A 19994-nucleotide genomic window follows, 5' to 3' on the forward strand; every position below is an offset into this window, starting at 1 on the left:
GCACCACTCGCCCAATCCCAGACTTTAGGTGACCCTTACCTTAGCTTTTTGCGGCCTCGCTCTGTTTTCCCGTCCCACGGTTCGCCAATGCCCAGGCCACCGGCCGGGCGCGGCGGCGGACCAGCCCCCCGAGCCAGCACGCGGCGACCACGCCACCCAGGCTGGCGACTGCGAAGGCCACGAAGACAGCACCGGCCGGGCTGGTGATTCCCTCTCCGGCCGGGACATTGACCAGCAGGTAGGAGCCGATCACCGGGGCGAGAACCGCGCCGAGCCGGCCGACCCCCAGAGTGAACCCCAGCACGCCCGTCCGCCAATGGGCGGCCACGGCTTCGCTGACGAGGGAGTTGACCAAGTTCTGGGCCGAGGGGGAGACCATACCCAGCACCGCCACGACGAGCATCATTGCGGCCCCAGTGATCACCCCCGAGGGCAGCAGCACCAGGCAGACCGCCCCGATCACACCGGAGACCACCGTCAACGTCAAAGTTCCGAACCGGGTCGCCAGCAGACCCGTCAGCAGCGAACCGAGAACCGCACCCGTGTTCAACACAAGAGTCAGCTGAAGCGCACCATCGAGCGGGACGCGGATCTCGGTCATCAGCTTCGTGAGCCACGTCATCAATCCGTAGAAGGACAGCAGGAAGCAGAAAGTGGCGGCCATGCCAGCGATTGCCGGGGCCAGCAGCTCCCGCAATGGCACGCCACGGCGGGACCCCGGGGAAACGTCCTGCGCCACCTCACGGTCCGTGGCCTCGCGTTCCGGATCAACAATCCTTCTGAGCACGGAAAAGAGCAACGGGATCAGCACCGGCCCGATCAAGGCCCCCACGACGAACAAAGGCCTCCACCCGACGTGGGATGCGGTCAGCCAAGACAGCAGACTCGCAGCAATACCACCGGCCGGGATGCCTCCCATCACCACGGAGATGCACAGCGAAGACATCGACGACGAGCAGGCGGACCGCGCCATGGCCATGCAGACCGGCATCACCACACCCAGGCCAGCTCCCGCCAGCAGCCTCGTCCCCGTGAAGAGCACCGAGTCATGTACCGAAGCGGTACACAGCATGGCGGCCGAGAACACCGAGATGCCGCACACCAGCACCTTGCGTTGCCCGTACCTTGAGTTCAACCACCCGGCCGCCAGACCACCAAGCAGCATTCCGATGAACACAGCGGAACCCGCCACCCCGGCCAGTGCGGTGTCCATCCCGAGCGTCCCGTCCTTGAGCAGAAAGGGCAGCAGGTTCCCGTAGACACCCAGGTCATAACCCTCAACGAGCATGGCCGCGGCCGCAGCCCACACGACCCGCCAATCAACCTTCTGCGCCTTGGGCACGCTTGCCTCATCTCGTGCTGATGCACCGCTGGAGACAGCTTCCAACGGCATGCGCTTTAGGTTAGCCTAAGCAATTGTGTCGATGGTCGATTCCCTCTCGTCGGGTGGGGTTACAAACCCCTGCCCTGTTTCTACAGGGAATAACCGTGCCATGCCGCCCTTCCCCACCAAACCCGACTTCAGGGCGGGGTTGGTCATGCTGGTCGCGATGGCCTTCGGTACCGGCCTGGTCCAGGTCCCGGCCGGTACCGCCCTGCTGACCGCGTACCCCGTCGCCCTGGGGTTCCTGCTCGGGTCGTCCCGGCTGTCACTGCAACTGGCCGGGAGCTACGTCGCGCTGCGGGTCCTGCACCACCTGTGCCTGCTTGGGGCGCACCTGCCGTTGGTGCCGTGGCTCGGGATCCTGCTGACCCTCTCGGTCTACGGTTTCCCGGCGCTCGCCATGGGTTTGGTGGTCTTCACCCGGGTGCCGATGGGTGAGGCGATGGCGGCCCTGGGAAGACTGCGGCTGCCGGGCACCTTTCTGGTGGTAGTCATGGTCATCTATCGCTACGTCCCCACATTGCTGGGTGAGCTCAGGACCATCCGTTCCGCGTCCAGGCTGCGGGGTTCGGAGGCCCGGTGGCGTCGTTGGCTGCGTCACCCGCTGAAAGAACTGGAACACGGTGTCGTCCCGGTTCTGATGCGTTCGGGACGGATCGCTGACGAGCTGTCGGCGGTCGCGGAGTGCAAGGGCCTCGATCCCGGGCACCGTCGTTCCGCCATGACCGTCCCGCGTCTGGAGGCCGTCGACTGGGTCCTGATGGCACTCACCCCCGCGCTGGTCGCAGCCGTGAGGGTGTGGGTGAGATGGTGATCGAGTTCACTGAGGCCACCGTCTCCTACTTCGGTGACGACGAAACCCTGCTTCCCGCGGCGCTCAGCGGCATCGACCTGGTCATTCCCGCTGGTCAGAGCGTCCTCGTCACGGGGGACTCGGGTTGCGGCAAGACGACCCTGCTGCGCTGCCTGAACGGCTTGGTGCCCCACTTCTTCGACGCCCACGTCACCGGGAGCATCATCCTCGACGGCGTCCCGGTGGCCCAGCTGCCATCCCGCGACCTCGCCTCCAGGGTCGGCACCGTCTTCCAGGATCCCCGTTCCGAGTTCTTCACATTTGACGTGGCGAGCGAGTTGGCCTTCTGTTGCGAGAACTTCGCCATGCCCTCCGAGGAGATCGTCCGCCGGGTCGGTGAGATCGCCTCGGAGGTCGGAATCACCGATCTGCTGGGCCGCCGCATCGCAGGGCTCTCGGGCGGTGAGAAACAGAAGCTGGCTATCGGATCGGCGATGGCGCTGAACCCCCGGGTGCTGCTGTTCGACGAGCCCTCGGCGAACCTCGACCTCGACGGCCTCGACATGCTGCGCGGGGTGATTCTCGACCTCAAGGGAAGGGGGGTGACGACGGTCATCGCCGACCACCGCCTCTCCTACCTGGACGGGGTCATCGACCGTTGCATCGTGCTGGAGACCGGCCGGGTCACCGCCGACATCACCAGCGACCGGCTGGGGCAGCTGCCCGATGCCTGGTTCGCCGACCACGGGCTTCGCCGGCTGCACCGAACCGAGTTCCGGTCGGCGCCGCCGGATCCTTTCGACCAGGCCGGGCCGAGGATCCGGGACATCCAGTTCGCCCATCCCCGGTGTGCGCCGCTGTGGCGCATCGACGAACTGACGCTGCCCGCCTCCGGGGTGATCGGCATCACCGGAGCCAACGGCGTCGGCAAGACCACCTTGATGAAGGTCCTGCTGGGGCTGCTGAAATCCCGGGGAAGGATCGGCTGGGGCGAAAGGACCTGGACCAGACGCCAACGCATCCGCGACTGCGCCCTGGTGATGCAGGACGTCGAATACCAGCTGGTGGGTGAATCGGTCTGGGACGAGATGTTGATCGGTTCCCCTCCGGGACCTGCGACCGAGGCCCGGGCCGTCGAGCTGCTGGCCCGCACCGGTTTGGAGGAGTTGCGTGAACGTCACCCGCTGACCCTGTCGGGCGGGCAGAAGCAGCGCCTCGGAATCGCCCTGGCCTGCATGAAACAGGCGCGGGTGATCTGTCTCGACGAACCCACCTCGGGCTTGGACGCCGGGAACATGCAGCGGATCTCCGGTCTGCTGCGGGACGTGGCCGGGGACGGCACCCTGGTGCTGGTCATCACCCATGACGCCGAGTTCATCGAGTCCACCTTCGACCACACCGTCCACATCGACGACCACCAGGTCGTCCTGGAAAAGCTCGCGAGAAAAGAGGAATGATGAGCGAGTCAACAGAATCCACACAGCCCGCTGCCCCCACGCCGAACCGCAGGAACTCCCCGGTCCGCGACGCCGTCACCATCGGCATCTTCATCGCCTTGTACATCGTGCTGTTCTTCATCTGCGGCATGACCATGGGAGCCATCCCGCTGATCATGGTGCTGCTCCCGGTGATCTTCGGAATCTTCGGCGGCCTGATCTTCATGGTCCTGCTCGGCAAGGTGCAGCGCACCGGCATCTTCCTGATCACGGGCCTCATCATCGGGCTGATGATGATCTCCATGGCCCCCGGCGGCGTCATGTGCTACATGACGATCGCGGGCGGCGTGGTCGCCGAGGTGATCTACTGGCTGATGGGCCACAAGTCCTTCGCGTCCATGACCGCGGCCTACACGGCCTTCGTGACCTTCTTCGCTCTCGGCGAGTACATCCCCTTCGTCTGGATGAAGGATGCCTACCTGGAACTCTACGCGAACAACCCCACCCTGGACGTGGCGAAGGTGGGGATGGACATGCTCAATCCCGCAACCATGGCCATGTACTGCCTGCTCGCCATCGTGGCCTGCGTCGCCGGGTGTTTCTGGGGCCGCGCGCTGACCCGCAGGCAGTTCTCCCGCGCCGGAATAGTCTGACGGGTCACGCCCGGCCAAAACTGGACGGGTTCCCTCTTCCCCGGAAACCTGAACTCCCAATCCCATCAAGGAAGGAAACATGGTCGCCACCGTTCCGCGACAGACCCCGACGAGCGTCTGGGAACTGATCAGATCCGCACACACGGCGATGTTCTTGGGGGGCGTGGTCGCTTTCATCGGGGCGGCGCTGAAGATCGTCCCCTACATCGCGCTCGTCGAGATCGGGCGCGGATTCCTCAACGGCGCATCCGCCGCGCACCACTGGGGCTGGTTCACGGCCGCCGTGGTGTCCATGGTCATCCACGGGATCGCCTACACCGGGGCCCTGGGGGCCACCCACATCGCCGAGGCGAACCTCCGCAACGAGCTGCGGTTGAAGCTGGTGAACAAGCTTCCTCGCGTCCCGCTGGGTTGGGTCAACGACCGTTCCTCGGGGCAGATCAACCGCGCCGTCATCGGCGACACGGAACAGATCCACACCTTGGTGGCCCATCTGGCCGGCGACATGATGAACTCGGCCGGGACCGTCGTCGCCGGGTTCGGTTACCTGCTGTGGCTCGACGCCCGTTTCGCGGGGCTGCTGATACTGGCCTGGCTGCTGTTGCTGGGCATGTCTACGCTGCCCGCCACGAAGGGCATGAAGCAGTCCTTCGACGAGTACTCCGCCGCCCAGCGGGAACTGTCCGCGGTGACGGTCGAGATGGTTGACGGCATCAAGGAGGTGAAGAACTTCGGCATGACCGCGGACGTCTTCGGCCGGTTCGACGCCGCGGCCCGCAACCACGCCGACGTGACCATGAACTGGATGCGCAGATCCGGGGTCAGCATGGCGATCATGGCGGCCGTCATGCAGCCGGCCGCGATGCTGGCCCTGACCATCGGGTTGGGTTTCTGGTTCTTCCACCTGGGTTGGGTCACCCCGATCACCGTGGTGGCCTTCGCCCTGGTGTGGGTGGGGATCCCGGAGGGCCTGACCGGCCTGGTCCAGATCTTCCAGCACATCTACGCGGCCAAGCAGGCCGCCAACTCCACCTTGGAGATCCTGGGCACCCCGGAGCTCGCGACCCCCACCACCCGGGCCGCGCTGACCGCCGATCCGTCGCTCATCGAGGTCGACGACATCACCTTCGGATACGAACCCGACAATCCCGTCGTGAAGGGCGTGACGCTGACCTGCCGGCCGGGCACCGTGACCGCCCTGGTCGGTCCGTCCGGGGGTGGTAAGTCCACCCTGGCGAAGCTGATCGCCCGGTTCTGGGACGTCGACTCCGGCGCGATCCGGATCGGCGGCGCCGACGTCCGTGAGCAGACGGATGAGCAACTGATGGGTTCCATGGCGTTGGTCTTCCAGGACGCCATGATCGCCTCCGACACCATCGCGAACAACATCGCGCTCGGCAAACCGGAGGCCACTCGCGAGCAGGTCGTCGAGGCCGCCCGGAAGGCTCATGTCCACGACCGGATCACGGCCCTGCCCAACGGCTACGACACGATGCTGGGGACGGGCGACGGGTTCCTGTCCGGCGGCGAGGAGCAGCGGCTGGGCATCGCCCGGGCCTTCCTGTCCGCCCCACGGATCCTGATCCTCGACGAGGCCACAGCCCAGGCTGACGCCCACTCCGAGCTGGAGATCCAGCGGGCCATTTCGGGGCTCGCCGAGGGCCGCACCGTGGTGATGATCGCCCACCGGCTCTCGACCATCCGGACCGCCGACCAGATCGCGGTCATCGACGAGGGCCGGATCACGGAATGCGGTTCGCACGACGAACTGATCTCCCGGGACGGGCACTACGCCCGGCTCTGGGCCGCCCAGCAGAACACGATGACAGGAGGCCGGGATGCTTGAGCGTTTCCGGAAATACCTCGACCGCCCGCAGACCGTCTACACCCTGATCCTCGGCTACACCGTCGCCGCGGTGCTGCAGGGCCTGGCTTTCGGCGCATTGATCTGGTTCCTGCGCGGGTTTCTCTCGGACGATCCGTCCAGCGCCACCGGGGCGTTCTGGTTGCTGATCGCCCTGGGGGTGGTCTCCTTCGCCACGATGTCCGTGACGATGATCGCCGCCAACAGGATCTCCGCCTACGACGTTTGCGGCAACGTGATCGCGAAGATCGGACAGCGGGTCTCCAGGCTGCCGCTGGGCTGGTTCGACTCCGGGGCCACGGGCCGGGTCTCCGCCGCGGTCACCCGCGAAACCGATGCCCTTTCGCACCTGGCCTCCATTGTCTTCCCGCAGCTCATCTCCTCCTTGGTCACCCCCGCCACCGCCGTCGTGGTCACGCTGATCCACGACTGGCGCCTGGGTCTGGTGATGGTCGTCGTGACCCCGGTCGTGTGGGGGCTGTGGCGCTGGGCGATGCCACTGATCCGCCACGAGCAGGAGCTCACCCCGAAGGTGAGCGCCGAGACCGCGCACCGCATCATCGAGCAGGTCCGGTTGCAGCCGGTGCTGCGCGCCCAGGGACTCAACGGGACGAGCTGGGAACCCCTCAAAAAAGCGCTGCACGACGAGCACGCCACGGTGAAAGGATTGATGGCGGCGCAGTCACGGCCCTCGGCGGCGTTCGGGATCCTGGGGCAGGTGTTCTTCGCCGCGGTCCTGGGCACCGGGTTGGCGCTGGCGCTGGGTGGGCGGCTCGACGTGCCGGGTTACCTGGCCATCGGCCTGATGGCGGCCCGTTTCACGACCCCGATTTCCCAGTCGGTGCTGTACGCGGCCGAAATCCAGAAGTCGGTCGTCAGTCTGGATGCCATCGGTGCGATCGTCGATTCTGCGCCGCTGCCCGAACCTGAAGACCCGAAGGTTCCGCAGGGCACCACGATCCGGTTCAACGACGTCCGTTTCGGTTATGTCGCGGACCAGCCGGTGTTCTCCGGTCTGTCGCTGACCGCCCGGGAGAACGAGATCACCGCGTTGATCGGGCCGTCGGGCTGCGGCAAGTCGACCGTCACCCGCTTGGCCGCACGGTTCTGGGATGTCGACGGGGGCTCGATCACCATCGGCGGTGTCGACGTGCGGGACATCCCGACCACGAAGCTGATGGAGATGACCTCCATGGTCTTCCAGGATGTCTACCTCTTCAACACCACCATCACCGAGAACGTCCGGATCTCCCGTCCCGACGCGACCGACGCCGAGGTGGCCGACGCGCTCCGCCGGGCCGGGCTCGACCAGACGATTGCCCGGCTGCCGGACGGCGCCGGCACGCAGGTCGGGGAGGGCGGCCAGAAACTGTCCGGCGGTGAACGGCAGCGCGTCTCGATCGCCCGTGCCTTCCTCAAGGACGCGCCGATCCTGCTGCTGGACGAGATCACCTCGGCCCTGGACGCCGAGAACGAGGCCGCTATCACCGCGACCCTGGGCGAGTTGTCGCGGGGCCGGACGGTCATCGTCATCGCCCACCGCCTGTCGACGGTGATGCAGGCCGATCACATCCACGTGCTCTCGGGTCGCGAGAACGGCACACCGACGCGGGTGGTGGAAGAGGGCAGCCCGGGTGACCTGGCCGCCGGGAACGGGGTTTTCGCCTCGCTGCTGGCCGATTTCGAGCAGACCGCTCGTTGGCGGGTCCGTTGAGTACCCGTCGCTACGGGACGGCCGCGGCCGCCGTGGTGCACAGCGCCGCGCGGTGACCGGGCAACCCCGGGAGCGCCACGTCGTGGATGCGCAGCCCCGAAACGGGGGTTCCCGGGACCGTTCCGGTGCCCACGTAGTCGCGGGAAATGCCGCGCGACAGCCCGGTTCCGATGGCCTTGAGCAGGGCCTCCTTGCGCACCCAGACGCGCGCAAACGCCCCGGGGCGTTCATCGGCGGGAAGACCGAGCAGCTCGGCTGCCTCCCGCGGGTGAAAACTCGAACCGACCTGCTGCACGGCCCGCTCCTCCGGGACCTTCTCCACGTCCACCCCGAGCGGAAGATCACCGAGCCCGATCAGCACGACGGAGCCCGTGTGGGACAGCGAGAACTCGACCCCGTCGACCGACGGCTTCCCGGACTCGCCGGTGCGGATCCGCACATGAGCCGCGGACGTGAGTGTCGCACGCCCCAGCACCTCGCGCAGCAGCACGTGCGCCCCGGCCCACGCCTCCCCGAGCCGGGGGAACACGAACCGTGCCGCCCGTTCCATCTCGTCGCGCGAGAGCACGCCGTCCCGACGAGGAGCCCACACCGCCCCGGCCGCAGTGTCGGCGAGCAGCACCACCGCTGATCCCGGCCCCGGAAGACATCGCACACCCGGCAATCCCGGCAGTTCACCACGGTCTCCGTCCACACCCAGGCGTCGCCTCAACTCGGCGACGGGAGGGAGAACGGCCATGCGACCACGCTAGCGGACCCCGCCCCCAGCACACGTCGTCCGCGACCCGCACGGAAGACCCGCACGGAACCATATGGGAGCATCAAAATCCGCCATTTGGACGGAAAACGACACATACGGCAGGAAATAATGCATAATTGCTGCATGTTGCTGCTCCAGTTCAGCCTGTCGAACCACGCCAGCTTCAGGGATGAAGCCACCCTCAACCTCGTCTCACACACCCTGAAGTCCCAGGTGCCGCGCGACTCACGCTGGCTGCACCACGTCAGCCGGGTGGCCGCGGTCTACGGTCCGAACGCCTCCGGCAAGAGCGCGCTGCTGCACGGGATGCGTTTTTTCACCTCGACGGTGCGGAACTCGGCGACCACGTGGGCGGGGGACCCGAAACTGCCGCGAAGGCCCTTCCTGCTGGACGCCGGGGCCACCAACCGGCCCTCGACCTTCGTCCTGGATTTCGTCGTCGACGACGTCCGCTACGAGTACGGTTTCAGCCTCACCGAGCACGAAGTCACCGAGGAGTGGCTCCGGGGCTACTGGACGTCGAAACCCACGATGCTCTTCGACCGACACGGCGGCGACATCGAGGTGGGACGCAGACTGCGCGGTGGCACCGCGCTCCTGAACCGGATCACCGGCCCCCGGGAGCTGGTGCTGTCCCGCGCCTTCACCGCAAAACACGAGCAGCTCCAGCGGCTGGCCAGCGAGATCATCGAGGGTTTCGAGTTCGTGTTCTACTCCGAGCAGGCACGGGAGGAACGTCTTCGACAACTCACGACCGAGCTGGCCGAGGGGCGTTTCAAATCGGACGATCTCGTCACGTTGCTGCGCGTGGCCGACGTCGGGATCTGCGATGCGGAGGTGAGCGAACGGGAACTTCCCGAACACTTCAAGGAATTCCTGATGAACCTCGGCCCGGCCACCGACGCGACGCAGCCCGAGGCCCCGGAGGATGACACACCTCACGGTCCCACCCGCCTGGTCCTGGAGGCCAGCCAGTTCGAGGAGTTGATCATCCAGCTTCGTCGCGCCCTGAGATTCCACCACCTCGGGATCGACGGGGCCTATCCCCTGGATCTGAACGCCGAGAGCGCGGGAACCCTCACGTGGCTCGGCCTGGCGGTCCCGGCCCTGGCAAGGCTCCGCAGCGGCGGGGTGCTGTGCATCGACGAACTCGACGCAAGTCTCCATCCGCAGCTGGCGCAGGTGCTGGTCTCCATGTTCACCGACCCGGACATCAACCCCCACGGCGCCCAGCTCGTTTTCACCACGCACGACACACACTTCATCGACAATGTGAACCCAGAGCGGCTCACCCCCGAGCAGGTCTGGTTCACCCAGAAGGACGCGCAGGGGGTCAGCGACCTCTTCAGCCTCGACGAGTTCCCCACCCGGGCCGAACAGAACCACGCCCGCCGCTACCTGTCGGGACGCTACGGAGCGGTCCCGCGCATCGCCCCGACCCAGGTTCGGCACCTCGTCGGCGTCCAGGAGCAACTGCCGATATGAGCAGACGACAAGAACGCCGACCGGCGAGGTCACTGAACCGGCGGACCGGCACCCGGCGAGAAAGCCGCAGGCTCTTGGTGGTGACCGAGGGAAAACGGCAGGAGAACTTCTCAGCCGCCGTGTCCAACCCCTGTTTCGAGGTCTGGCTCCTCTGGCACTTCGAGGACTGGACACGGGAGGGCTCCAGCAGCGAGATCCAGCACGCCGCCAGACGTCACGGCTTGGGCAAATCCATCCCTCCGGCCTTTCCTTACACCAAGCACCCTGAGGCGAAGCGTCGGGCCTCACGCACTCCGGTCGATGTAAACGAGATCGGACGGAACTCCTCCAGCGCCCTGCCCTCCCTGCTGGAATCGATTCTCCGGAACAGCCCCGGAGGGGCTTATTCACAGCCATCATAAAACGTGCTCTGACCAAGAGATCCACTGGCCGACGCGCCGCCTGTGAATAAGCCTCCATGTTCCAAGTTTTTGTCACCGTCCATAAAACCCACAACGGTCCAGCCGAAGCTGGAGGTCTACCCATCCAGGTAGCCCTTCGCCTGGATCGCATACATCTTTGCGTAGACACCGCCAGCCGTGACCAAGGAGCTGTGTGTACCGCGTTCGATGAGTTTGCCCTCACTGATCACCAAGATTTCATCAGCCATACGGACCGTCGAGAAGCGATGCGAGATGAGAATTTTTGTGGCTCTCGTTTCCTCTGCATTCATCTGTTCAAATACCGCCTCTTCGGCCTGCACGTCAAGCGAGGCCGTCGGCTCGTCGAGAACAATGATTGGAGCACCACGGAAAAGAGCTCTTGCCAGTGCCACGCGCTGCCATTCGCCCCCCGACAGCTGACGGCCCTCGCTAAACCATTTTCCAAGCTGCGTATCAATCCCATGCGGTAGATCTTCAACTACGTCCATGAGTCGGGCACGCCTGGCCGCGGACAAGATTCCTTCACCGTCCTCCAATCTCCCTAGACACCCAAAGCCAATGTTCTGACGAAGAGAGGCTTCATACTGAATGAAGTCCTGAAACAACACTGCCAACTGGTCGCGATAGACATCCAGCTCAATCTCCTGAATGTCGACGCCACCCAAGAGAATGCGACCAGACGTCGGCTCGTAAAGGCGCGTGAGCAGCTTCACGATCGTGGATTTCCCCGCTCCATTCTCGCCAACGAGCGCGACCGTTCGACCCGGAGAGAAGGTGGCAGAGAAGTTCAGCAACGCAGCATCTTCCTGGCCGGGGTACCGGAAAGTTACATCATCGAAAACAATTTCTTGGGGCTCCACCATCTCGCCACCCCTCAAAGCCGGCCTCGGCGAATCGGTGCTTTGTTTCTGGGCAGGCGAGAGGTCCAGGAAGTCAAACAGGTTGCCAAGGAAGAGTGTGTGCTCGAAGAGCTGCCCAAAACCTCCAATGAGCATCTGCGCAGCAGCAGTGACTGCCGATATCGCGCTGATATAAGCAGCAAGGCGGCCTACGTCGCCCGCCGCAAGTGAGTCAGATATCGCGAAGAAGATTGCTACGGCCGTGACGATAACACCTAGGAGTCCTGAGAGGATGCCCGCCACACCACGCTTGCGCTCAATTTCCATATCAACGGAATAGAACCGCCCGAGCATCTGCCGGTAGGCGTTGATAAAATGCGGGACCAGGCCGAACAGGCGTGTCTCTTTATATGTCTTGTCGTTTGTCACAAGCGCAAGAAGATACTGCCCTCGACGCCTTTCCTCAGAACGGTTGCGCTCCACTTGCCAAAGCCGCTTCACGAAAAGTTGATTCACCAGCACAGGCAGTACGGGTGACAGGAGGATCAGCAACGCGACCAACGGATTCCAAGTGACAACAATTCCGGTGACCGTCACCAGCGAAATGCCACCCGACACGGTGGCCACCAATTGCGAGAACAGCTGGTAGGGGCGGCTGGTCGCCTCACGCGTAGCGAGCTGAAGCATGTTATACACTTTGGGATTCTCAAAATCCGGAAGACTCAGTTCCCCTGACTTCTCCATCAGCTTCAGGTTGAAGGTATTCGACACCTTCTGCTCAAGTGAGGCCTGCCAATAGCTCTGCAAGGTGGTGAGAATCAGGCCAAAACACGCAACGAGCCCAAATAGCAATGGGTAGATCAAGAGGTCTGCGGCGTCCGCAGCATTGAGGACGGCATTGACCGTAAGTCCCAGAAGCACAACTTGGGCTGCGGGCACTAGGGCGTCGATCGTGGTCGAGACAAGTATGCCGAGGACGCCGCCGCGTCCCGTCGACCAAATGAGCCGCAGCACTCGAATCCAGTTATTCAACACTCATCTCCGATCTTCCCAGTACACCCGGCACGGAGCCCTTGGCTTCGGTTGGGCTGCTACAGGTTTGTGAATGGCGGCAAAACCTTGGATTATGGTTTAGACTGCCACCTCGTTTCACTTCTCTTGCCTTGATGGATTCCGCTCGGAGTGCGACGCCCAATCACCGAGTTGAAACCCGCTTTGATTGTAGCAGGCTTCAATCCACGAAACCATACCCTTGATCGCTTTTCTTCTGGTGCGCTAGAATTTTTCGGTTGACTAGTTTCTTCCTGCATGTGGCGTTTAATGACATCTGCTGCGACGTTGCACGTGACAGCCACTGGATCCTCCCGCCGAAGCAGCGGCTACCATACTTGTTCATGGTGATTGGTGCAGACGGCTCAGGGGCGCCTTCGCACTCCCCGAATACTGAATGAAAGAATCGTCACACCCTTGGCCGGCCAACAGTTCCGCACCGCCAATTCTTCAGGGCGTTTTGTGGACAAGGCCGGATCGGAACACCTCACCAGATCGGCCACCGGCACGGTGGTGCGGACCTTCGGACAGGCGTGACACCCCACCAGACTCTCCAAGGAGCATGAGCCGGGGCACCGTCCCCGAGAGACTCGGTTGCAACACCATTGCGCCCCACCGGTTTTGTTGGCCCATCGACACCAGGAGGTTTATTCTCAGGCGGTGTATCGGCCGGCGAAACCCCTAGCCGGAGCACGTTTGGTGATGGCCGTGAACACGTCTCACGACACAGACTCGTACCTCATGTGTTCGATTGAACCTGTTTTTCGTCACCGCCCACGAAACGTGCAGCACTCCAATGACACACATCGGGTTATAGGCTGGGCGCCATGAGGACTCCCCGGCTGGTCGCGGACGACCTCGTGCTCGAGGCACCGGACGTGGGTGACGCCGACGACTGGTCGGATGCGCAGGACGACGAATGCGCCCGCTGGTTCGGGTGGCCGTGCCGGCCGGGTGTGGAACGTTGCCGGGCCCATCTGGAGCGGGTCGCGAACAACGCGGAGCCCGGTTCCTTCACGTGGGCGATCCGCGTCCCGGCCGGGTTCGCGGGAGGAGCCGACCTGAAACTCCACGATAACCGCTGGAACGTCTCCTATTTCGTGCACCCGGCCCATCGGGGACGCGGGATCGCGACCCGCGCGCTCCGGCTCGTGTGCGGGTGGGCGTTCGACGGCCTCGGCCTCGACGTGGTCTCGACACGAGTCCGCGCCGGCAACGCCGCGAGCCTGCGGGTGCTGGCCAAGGTAGGGTTCCGCCCGGCCGGGGAGGAAACCGGCGACGACGGCCACGTGGAGGTGCTCCACGAGCTGGCCGGGAGCACCCACCGGGCGTGATGACGCTGGAACCCTAGGAGGCGTCGAACTGGTGCTGGTACAGCCTGGCGTAGGCGCCGTCGGCGGCCAAGAGTTCGTCGTGGGTGCCGCGTTCGGTGATCCGGCCGTTCTCGAGCACCAGGATCAGGTCCGCGGAACGCACCGTCGACAGCCGGTGGGCGACCACGATCGCGGTGCGGCCCTGCCGCGCGACGTCCAAGGCCTGCTGGACGAGACGTTCGGATGTGGAGTCGAGGTGCGCGGTGGCCTCGTCGAGGATGATCACGGGCGGCGACTTCAGCAGCAACCGGGCGATCGCCAGCCGCTGCCGCTCCCCGCCGCTGAGCCGGTAGCCCCGCTCCCCCACCACGGTGTCGAGCCCATCGGGGAGGCCGCGCACCAGGTCGGCCAGCTGCGCCCCCTCAAGGGCCTCCCACAGCTGCTGCTCCTCGGCCTTCGGCATGGCGTACTGGAGGTTGGCGCGGATGGTGTCGTGGAACAGGTGCGCGTCCTGGGTGACGTATCCGACGGTGTTGCGCAGGCTCGCCTGTTTCAGCCCCCGCACGTCGGCGCCGCCGACACGCACCGCCCCGTACTCGACCTCGTAGAGGCGCGCCACCAGGTGGGTGATGGTGGTCTTTCCCGCCCCGGACGGCCCGACCAGCGCCACCGTCTGCCCGGGTTCGACGTAGAAGCTGATCTCGCTCAGCACCTTGCCGCCGCGTTTCTGTTCCCTCTCGGCCTCCGATGTGAGGGACGGCAGCGACACCTCCGAGGCCGTGGGGTAGGTGAACCACACCTTGTCGAACTCGATGCTCGGCGGACCCGGTACGTTGATCGAGTCGTGGGCGTCGTAGATGGAGGGTTTGAGGTCGAGCACCTCGAAGACCCGTTCGAAACTGACCATGGCGGTCATCAGGTCGATCCGCAGGTTGCTCAGCTGCGTCAAGGGCCCGTAGAGGCGCGCCAGGAGCGCCACCATGGCGGTCAGGGTACCGAGGCTGAGCTGCCCCCCGATGACCGCGTTGCCACCCAGGCCGTAGAACACGGCGGTGGCCAATGCCCCCGCCAGGGTCAGGGTGGACAGGAAGATGCGCACCGTCATCGCCATCTGCACCCCGTCGCGGGCCAGCTGCCCGGCCTGGGCCTCGAACATCCGGGACTCGCGGCGCGGGTTTCCGAACAGTTTCACCAGCATCGCCCCGGAGACGGTGAAACGCTCGGTCATGATCTCGGTCAGCTGCGCCTGATGGTCCATCCTCAGGCGCGCCAGGCGGGCCGTGCGCCGCGCCACCAGTTTCGCGGGCACCAGGAACACGGGCAGCAGCACCAGGGCCGCCAGGGTCAGCTGCCACGACAGCAACAGCATCGAACCCAGGACGAGCAGCAGGGTGGTGGCGTTGCTGAGGGCCTGCGAGAACGTCGACGTGAACGCCTGCTGCGCACCCGCGACGTCCCCGACGATGCGGGAGACGAGCCTGCCCGTGCTGGAGCGGGTGAAAAAGGCCAGCGGCATGCTGTTCACGCGGTCGAATAGCTGGCATCGCAGCCGGTGGGTCAGGCCCTCCCCGATCCGCGCCGAGCACCAGCGTTCCAGCAACCCCAGTCCCATGCCGACCAGCGCCAACCCGGCGACCACCAGCGCCAGTTGCACCACGAGACCCGTGTTTCCCGCGAGTACCCCGTCGTCGATGATGCGCTGGAACAGCAGCATCGGGATCACGGTGGTGGCGCTGCCTCCCAGCACAGCAACCGCGAAAACTATGAACCACCCCTTGAAAGGCCTCGCCTGTGCAAGCACCCGGCGGGCCGTGCCGCGGGGGAAGTGGTGTTGCAGCACTGAGTGGTCGCGGGCGAGGGGACTCAACATGGCCCCCTCACCACGGCTCACGCCAAGTCCGTCCAGAGGTCTCATGCGAAGAGGGTAGACCTCTTCACCGACTCAATTTCAATGCCGCGGCCAAGTCGTCCTCAAAACGGCCATAAGAAGGGCTCCTGCGACGCAACAGATCAAGATCCATGAGTGCTGAAAACTTCGGCTGGTGCAGCGTCTCCCGGTATGACTCGGTCATGTGCAGTTCGAGCTGTTTCTTAGCGTTGCGGGGCTGCTCGGGATCGGCATCGAAGCGAGCGCCCTGTTTGATCGCCCGACTTTCACCGAGAGATTCAAGGGCCGCCAGGAACCATGCCTCATATTCCCGCACCGCGACGGCGATGACGGCCCGTTCCTGCCCCAGCTGCTCCTGAGTGCTCTTTTTTGCCGCCTCCCACTCGTCGTCGTCCGCGTCGTACAGCACAACGACGATTCCGCTCTCCCCCACCCGCGCCCGCTGGATCCGAACAGCCGCTAGAACCTTCGGCGTGTGCATCTCTGGTCGATGGATCCTGTGAGGTTTCCCGACCTCGTGCCCGTATTCACCCTGCTCCTCACAGATGCGGCGGATCAGCACCGGGAGGGCCTCCACCTCGCCGTGGCCCTCCACCACGGAAGCAATTCTCACCATGCGACGCCACCGATTTCCGGCTGGAGCTGATCCGCACGAACAAGCTCACCCGCGGTGAAGAGGGATTCCTTCAGCGCTACCTGCGCCGCCGCGTCAGGCCGATCCACGACAGTGGTTCCCGAGACCGAACGCACCGCTAGCAATTCATCGACAGTGATGGACGGCGAGTCGAGCAGGTCGGGGCTGTGGCTCGTGACAAGGATCTGTCTTCGCTGGCTCGCGTCGCGGATCGCGTCGAGAAGCAGACCCGATGCCGCCGGGTGCAGGGCGGATTCCGGTTCCTCGATCCCGACCGGGCTCATCACCTCCCCCGTTCCCGCGAACAACGCCACCAACACCCCCAGGGCCCGCAACGTTCCATCACTCATCGAGGACGCCTGGAAGGACCAAGGGTTGGCGGCTCCCTGCACCTCCTGCTGGAACTCCAGGGTTTCCCAGTTGGCCACACCGACGCGCTGAATCGCCTTCACCCCGGGCACGATGTAGGACAGGTACTCCTCGATCCTGGCCTTGGCGGGCAGATCGGTGCGTCTGAGCCGTTCGATCACCGACGCGATGTTCGACGCGTCCCGGCGGAGCAGGTCGCCGGGGTCGGGTTTCTGGACGACCCGCATGGCCTCGGGGGCGGGGCTGAACACCCCCATGGACGCGAGCCCGTCGAAGAGCTGCCTGAACGGTTCCTGCCCGGAGAGCGCCACCAGCAGAAGCCGGTCCGGGAAGATCCTGGGCAGTCGTTCCTCGGAACTGCTCATCAGCTGCCCGGCGCGCGTCTCGAAGAACCGGTCCTCCGAACCGAATTCGCCGGAACGAATGCGACACATCTCCCGGGAAACGCGATATTCACCGCCTTTTGCCGCCCCGATCTCGAACTCGTACTCGCCTGCCTGCCGTCCTGCGCCCATCACGAAGGTCATGGCAATGGTGAAGTGCGTCGGATGCCCCGTTGAACGGCGCCGCACCTCGGCGATGCCGCCGCGTTCCCTGAGCGCATTGTCCAAGTTTTCGCCGAGCGCCTGACTGGTGAACCTGAGGGCGTCGAGCACATTGGACTTTCCGGACCCGTTCGGACCGACCAGCAACGTCAGAGGCCCCAGAGACAGGTTGCAGATCTTGATGCTGCGATAGTTCTTGAGCCGGAGGCGGTGCAGCCGAAACATGGTATCCGGGGACATGAATCCAAGGTTATCCCGCGGCCTGTCCGAGGGGGTGCCAGCGGATGAGGCGTCGCAGGGTAGCCGCGCCGGTTGTCCCGGCGGATGGTGAAAACCGCGCCGGAACGTGTCTTGAGAGGAGCACCGAACCAGCTACGACACCGGGCTGGCCATTGGTCGGCATCCCCCGGCCCCGGCCCCGTAACCATTAGGCTCAGTGCATGCTTTTGAGCGACCGAGACATCCTGGCCGAGGTGACCGAGGGGCGGATCGCCTTGGAGCCGTGGGATCCCGCGATGCTCCAGCCGTCGAGCATCGATGTGCGTCTCGACCGGTTCTTCCGGGTGTTCGAGAACCACCGCTACCCGCACATCGACCCCGCCGAGGAGCAGCCCGAACTGACCCGGCTGATCGAGGTCGGCGACGAGGAGGCCTTCGTGCTGCACCCGGGTGAGTTCGTGCTCGGTTCGACATGGGAGCAGGTGAGTCTGCCCGCGACGGTGGCGGCCCGCCTGGAGGGCAAGTCGTCGCTGGGCCGGCTGGGGTTGCTGACCCACTCCACCGCAGGTTTCATCGACCCGGGTTTCTCCGGGCACGTGACCCTGGAACTGTCGAACATGGCCACGCTGCCCGTGAAACTGTGGCCGGGCATGAAGATCGGTCAGCTGTGTTTCTTCCGGCTCTCCTCCGAGGCCCGGCACCCGTACGGCTCGAAGGAGTACGGTTCCCGCTACCAGGGCCAGCGGGGCCCCACCCCGTCGCGTTCCCACCTGAACTTCCACCGCACGAAGGTTTAGAGCTCCGCAGCCGGGAACGACCTAGGGGAGGATGCCGAGCAGTTCGTGGACGCGGCCGGCATCCGCGGGGGCGCCGTACTCGGAGATCTCGTAGGCCTCCGCAGCCGAGGGAACACGTCCGTGGCGTCGCTTCAGTTCATCCGCGAACTTGACCGCGATTCGGTTGATCTTCTCCCGCTCCCGCCGGCGAAGGAACTCGGTGCGTGCGGGTTCCCCGTCGGGAACCTCGGCCGCGAATCCGTTGATGTGCGGCAGCCATTCGCGGACCTGGCTCTCGTGGGCCATGATGGCGTCCAGTTTCCGTTCCAGCACCGCGTCAATGTCGAACACGACGTCGGGACGGAACGGCCTCGGGTCGGTGAACGGGTCGTGGGTGTGCAGGATGACCGGCCGGGTTTCCGGCACCGGCGCTTCGGGGACGATGCCCGGCACCATGAGGAGATACCCTGCGTCCTGCACCGCCGTCGCGATGGCCCGGTGGTCCGGGTGGTAGTCGGACGGCCTGGGAGACACCACGACGTGCGGCCCGAAGGACCGGATGGCTGTGATCACCGCCTCGCGCAGCGCCCGGTCGGGGAACAACCAGCCGTCGGTGAACCCGAGGTTGGTCACCGTCGCCCCAACCGCTGCCGAGCCGGCCCGGGCCTCCGCGCGACGGCGTTCCACCAGTTCCGGGCCGGTCATCTCGTGATGGCCGCTGGAACCGTCGGTGGCGGAGACGAACCGCACCACCCCACCGGCCCGGGTGACGAGCGCGGCCAGCCCGGAAGATTCGAACTCGCAGTCATCGGGGTGGGCGCCGAACATGAGTACTCGGACATCTGTCATGGATGTGATCCTGTCGGTCGGGTGCGCCGGGGCGTCACCGTTGCGGTAAATCTGCACTACACAGCATGGCGGCGCCGAAGAGCGACCCGTCGGCGACGTGCTGGGAGACGACCAGCTCGGGGATGTAGGGGAAGCTGGCAGCCATGTGGGACCGGACGACGGGTGCCCACCGGTCGAAGGAGCGGGCCAGCCCACCGCCGAAGACGATGCGTTGCGGATCCAGCAGCGTGCAGAGATTCCCGAGCATCGTCGAGATGAGCGCCGCCGTCTCGCCCACGAACGCGACTGAGACCGGGTCCCTCGCTGCGAACAACTCCCGTGGGCTCACGGCCCGCCCCAGCATCTTCGAGGCCCGCCTGCCCAGCGCCGGCCCCCCGAGCAGTTCCTCCAACGGCGCTGGCGGCACGCCGTCGCCCCTGACCGCATCGGCCACCGGGCTCGGTTTCATGTAGCCGATCTCGCCCGCGGCCCCGTGCGCCCCTACGACGATGCGGCCGTTCACCACCAGCGCGGCGGCCACCCCGGTGCCGAGGTTGACGTACAGGCCGGGATCGACGTCCCGCAACCTCCCGGCCACCATCTCGCCGTAGGTTGCCGCGCGCACGTCGTTCTCGAAACGGATGTGCACCTCGCCGAGTTCGTCGCGCACGAGCTGCGCCAGGGCGGCGTCCTCCCAGGCGGGGGTGTTCGGGGAGAGTTCGACGACGTCGTAGCTCATCAACCCCGGACGCACCACGATGCAGGCGCCGAACCGGGTGTGCCACCCCCGGACCCGCCGCACGTGACCCCGCAACTGTTGCAGCGCCTCGTCGCGCGCCGTCTCCGGAGCGGGTGTGGGCACCCGGAACGAATCAATGATGCCCCCGTCCGCCCCCACCCACGCGAATGCGGTTTTTGTGCCACCGATGTCGATGGCCAGGGCGGATGGCGCGTGGAACTGCTTACGGCTCTCCGGAATCCGGCCCGGCTCCGTGATGTTGGTCATGACAGGATCGCGCCCC

At 65.4% G+C, this 19994-nt stretch carries 17 protein-coding genes; 9 read left to right on the top strand and 8 right to left on the bottom strand.

Going from position 1 to position 19994, the window contains the following annotated elements:
• Positions 1-40: 40 nt before the first annotated feature.
• Positions 41-1342, bottom strand: coding sequence for an MFS transporter (locus EL272_RS13420; protein ID WP_061787643.1), 1302 nt, complete (start codon positions 1340-1342; stop codon positions 41-43).
• A gap of 151 nt (positions 1343-1493) precedes the next feature.
• Between EL272_RS13420 and EL272_RS13425 the strand changes: the two genes are divergently transcribed.
• The 5 genes from EL272_RS13425 to EL272_RS13445 all read left to right on the top strand — a co-directional run bounded on the left by EL272_RS13425 (position 1494) and on the right by EL272_RS13445 (position 7844).
• Positions 1494-2198, top strand: a complete 705-nt coding sequence (locus tag EL272_RS13425) for an energy-coupling factor transporter transmembrane component T family protein (RefSeq protein ID WP_014847760.1) — start codon at positions 1494-1496, stop codon at positions 2196-2198.
• Positions 2195-3634 (top strand): ABC transporter ATP-binding protein, encoded by a 1440-nt coding sequence (locus tag EL272_RS13430; protein ID WP_159424546.1) that lies wholly within the window; start codon positions 2195-2197, stop codon positions 3632-3634. The genes EL272_RS13425 and EL272_RS13430 overlap by 4 nt, the downstream gene beginning before the upstream one ends.
• Entirely contained in the window at positions 3634-4266 is a 633-nt protein-coding gene (locus EL272_RS13435) for an MptD family putative ECF transporter S component (RefSeq protein ID WP_041696777.1), read from the top strand. The genes EL272_RS13430 and EL272_RS13435 overlap by 1 nt, the downstream gene beginning before the upstream one ends.
• A gap of 79 nt (positions 4267-4345) precedes the next feature.
• Positions 4346-6112 carry an ABC transporter ATP-binding protein gene (locus EL272_RS13440; protein ID WP_061787641.1) on the top strand — a complete coding sequence of 589 codons (1767 nt, stop codon included), beginning with the start codon at positions 4346-4348 and terminating at the stop codon, positions 6110-6112.
• Positions 6105-7844, top strand: coding sequence for an ABC transporter ATP-binding protein (locus tag EL272_RS13445; RefSeq protein ID WP_014847764.1), 1740 nt, complete (start codon positions 6105-6107; stop codon positions 7842-7844). The genes EL272_RS13440 and EL272_RS13445 overlap by 8 nt, the downstream gene beginning before the upstream one ends.
• A 10-nt stretch (positions 7845-7854) precedes the next feature.
• Here the strand turns inward: EL272_RS13445 and EL272_RS13450 are convergent, their stop codons facing one another.
• The gene (locus tag EL272_RS13450) at positions 7855-8583 is read right to left on the bottom strand and encodes a 4'-phosphopantetheinyl transferase family protein (protein ID WP_082793835.1); all 729 of its coding nucleotides are present in this window, start codon (positions 8581-8583) and stop codon (positions 7855-7857) included.
• Positions 8584-8727: 144 nt separating this feature from the next.
• Between EL272_RS13450 and EL272_RS13455 the strand changes: the two genes are divergently transcribed.
• Both EL272_RS13455 and EL272_RS16105 read left to right on the top strand, forming a co-directional pair.
• Positions 8728-10089, top strand: a complete 1362-nt coding sequence (locus tag EL272_RS13455) for an AAA family ATPase (protein ID WP_061787639.1) — start codon at positions 8728-8730, stop codon at positions 10087-10089.
• Positions 10086-10490 (top strand): RloB family protein, encoded by a 405-nt coding sequence (locus EL272_RS16105; protein WP_082793833.1) that lies wholly within the window; start codon positions 10086-10088, stop codon positions 10488-10490. Before EL272_RS13455 ends, EL272_RS16105 begins: the two co-directional genes overlap by 4 nt.
• Positions 10491-10606: 116 nt before the next feature.
• On the opposite strand, the gene EL272_RS13465 is transcribed toward EL272_RS16105, so the two are convergent.
• The gene (locus EL272_RS13465; protein ID WP_051015077.1) at positions 10607-12364 is read right to left on the bottom strand and encodes an ABC transporter ATP-binding protein; all 1758 of its coding nucleotides are present in this window, start codon (positions 12362-12364) and stop codon (positions 10607-10609) included.
• A gap of 863 nt (positions 12365-13227) precedes the next feature.
• Here EL272_RS13465 and EL272_RS13470 point away from each other — a divergent pair.
• Positions 13228-13734, top strand: a complete 507-nt coding sequence (locus EL272_RS13470; protein WP_061787637.1) for a GNAT family N-acetyltransferase — start codon at positions 13228-13230, stop codon at positions 13732-13734.
• Positions 13735-13747: 13 nt separating this feature from the next.
• Here EL272_RS13470 and EL272_RS13475 read toward each other — a convergent pair whose 3' ends face one another.
• Genes EL272_RS13475 through EL272_RS13485 form a run of 3 tightly spaced genes read right to left on the bottom strand, consistent with a single transcriptional unit; the run spans position 13748 to position 17389 of the window.
• Positions 13748-15628 carry an ABC transporter ATP-binding protein gene (locus EL272_RS13475; protein ID WP_244926087.1) on the bottom strand — a complete coding sequence of 627 codons (1881 nt, stop codon included), beginning with the start codon at positions 15626-15628 and terminating at the stop codon, positions 13748-13750.
• 19 nt (positions 15629-15647) lie between these two features.
• Complete coding sequence (locus EL272_RS13480) at positions 15648-16199, bottom strand: DUF4276 family protein (RefSeq protein ID WP_014847772.1); 552 nt, start codon at positions 16197-16199, stop codon at positions 15648-15650.
• Between the two features lie 11 nt (positions 16200-16210).
• Positions 16211-17389, bottom strand: coding sequence for an AAA family ATPase (locus EL272_RS13485; protein ID WP_061787635.1), 1179 nt, complete (start codon positions 17387-17389; stop codon positions 16211-16213).
• 200 nt (positions 17390-17589) lie between these two features.
• On the opposite strand from EL272_RS13485, the gene dcd reads away from it, so the two are divergent.
• On the top strand, positions 17590-18165 hold the full coding sequence (gene dcd / locus EL272_RS13490; protein ID WP_014847774.1) for a dCTP deaminase: 576 nt from the start codon (positions 17590-17592) through the stop codon (positions 18163-18165).
• Between the two features lie 21 nt (positions 18166-18186).
• Here dcd and EL272_RS13495 read toward each other — a convergent pair whose 3' ends face one another.
• A complete protein-coding gene (locus tag EL272_RS13495) occupies positions 18187-18993 on the bottom strand; it encodes a PIG-L deacetylase family protein (protein ID WP_073970033.1) in 807 nt (268 codons plus the stop codon).
• Between the two features lie 34 nt (positions 18994-19027).
• On the bottom strand, positions 19028-19978 hold the full coding sequence (locus EL272_RS13500; protein WP_051015079.1) for an ROK family protein: 951 nt from the start codon (positions 19976-19978) through the stop codon (positions 19028-19030).
• Positions 19979-19994 lie beyond the last annotated feature (16 nt).

The sequence above is a fragment of the Arachnia propionica genome, from assembly GCF_900637725.1.
Taxonomy (GTDB): domain Bacteria; phylum Actinomycetota; class Actinomycetes; order Propionibacteriales; family Propionibacteriaceae; genus Arachnia; species Arachnia propionica.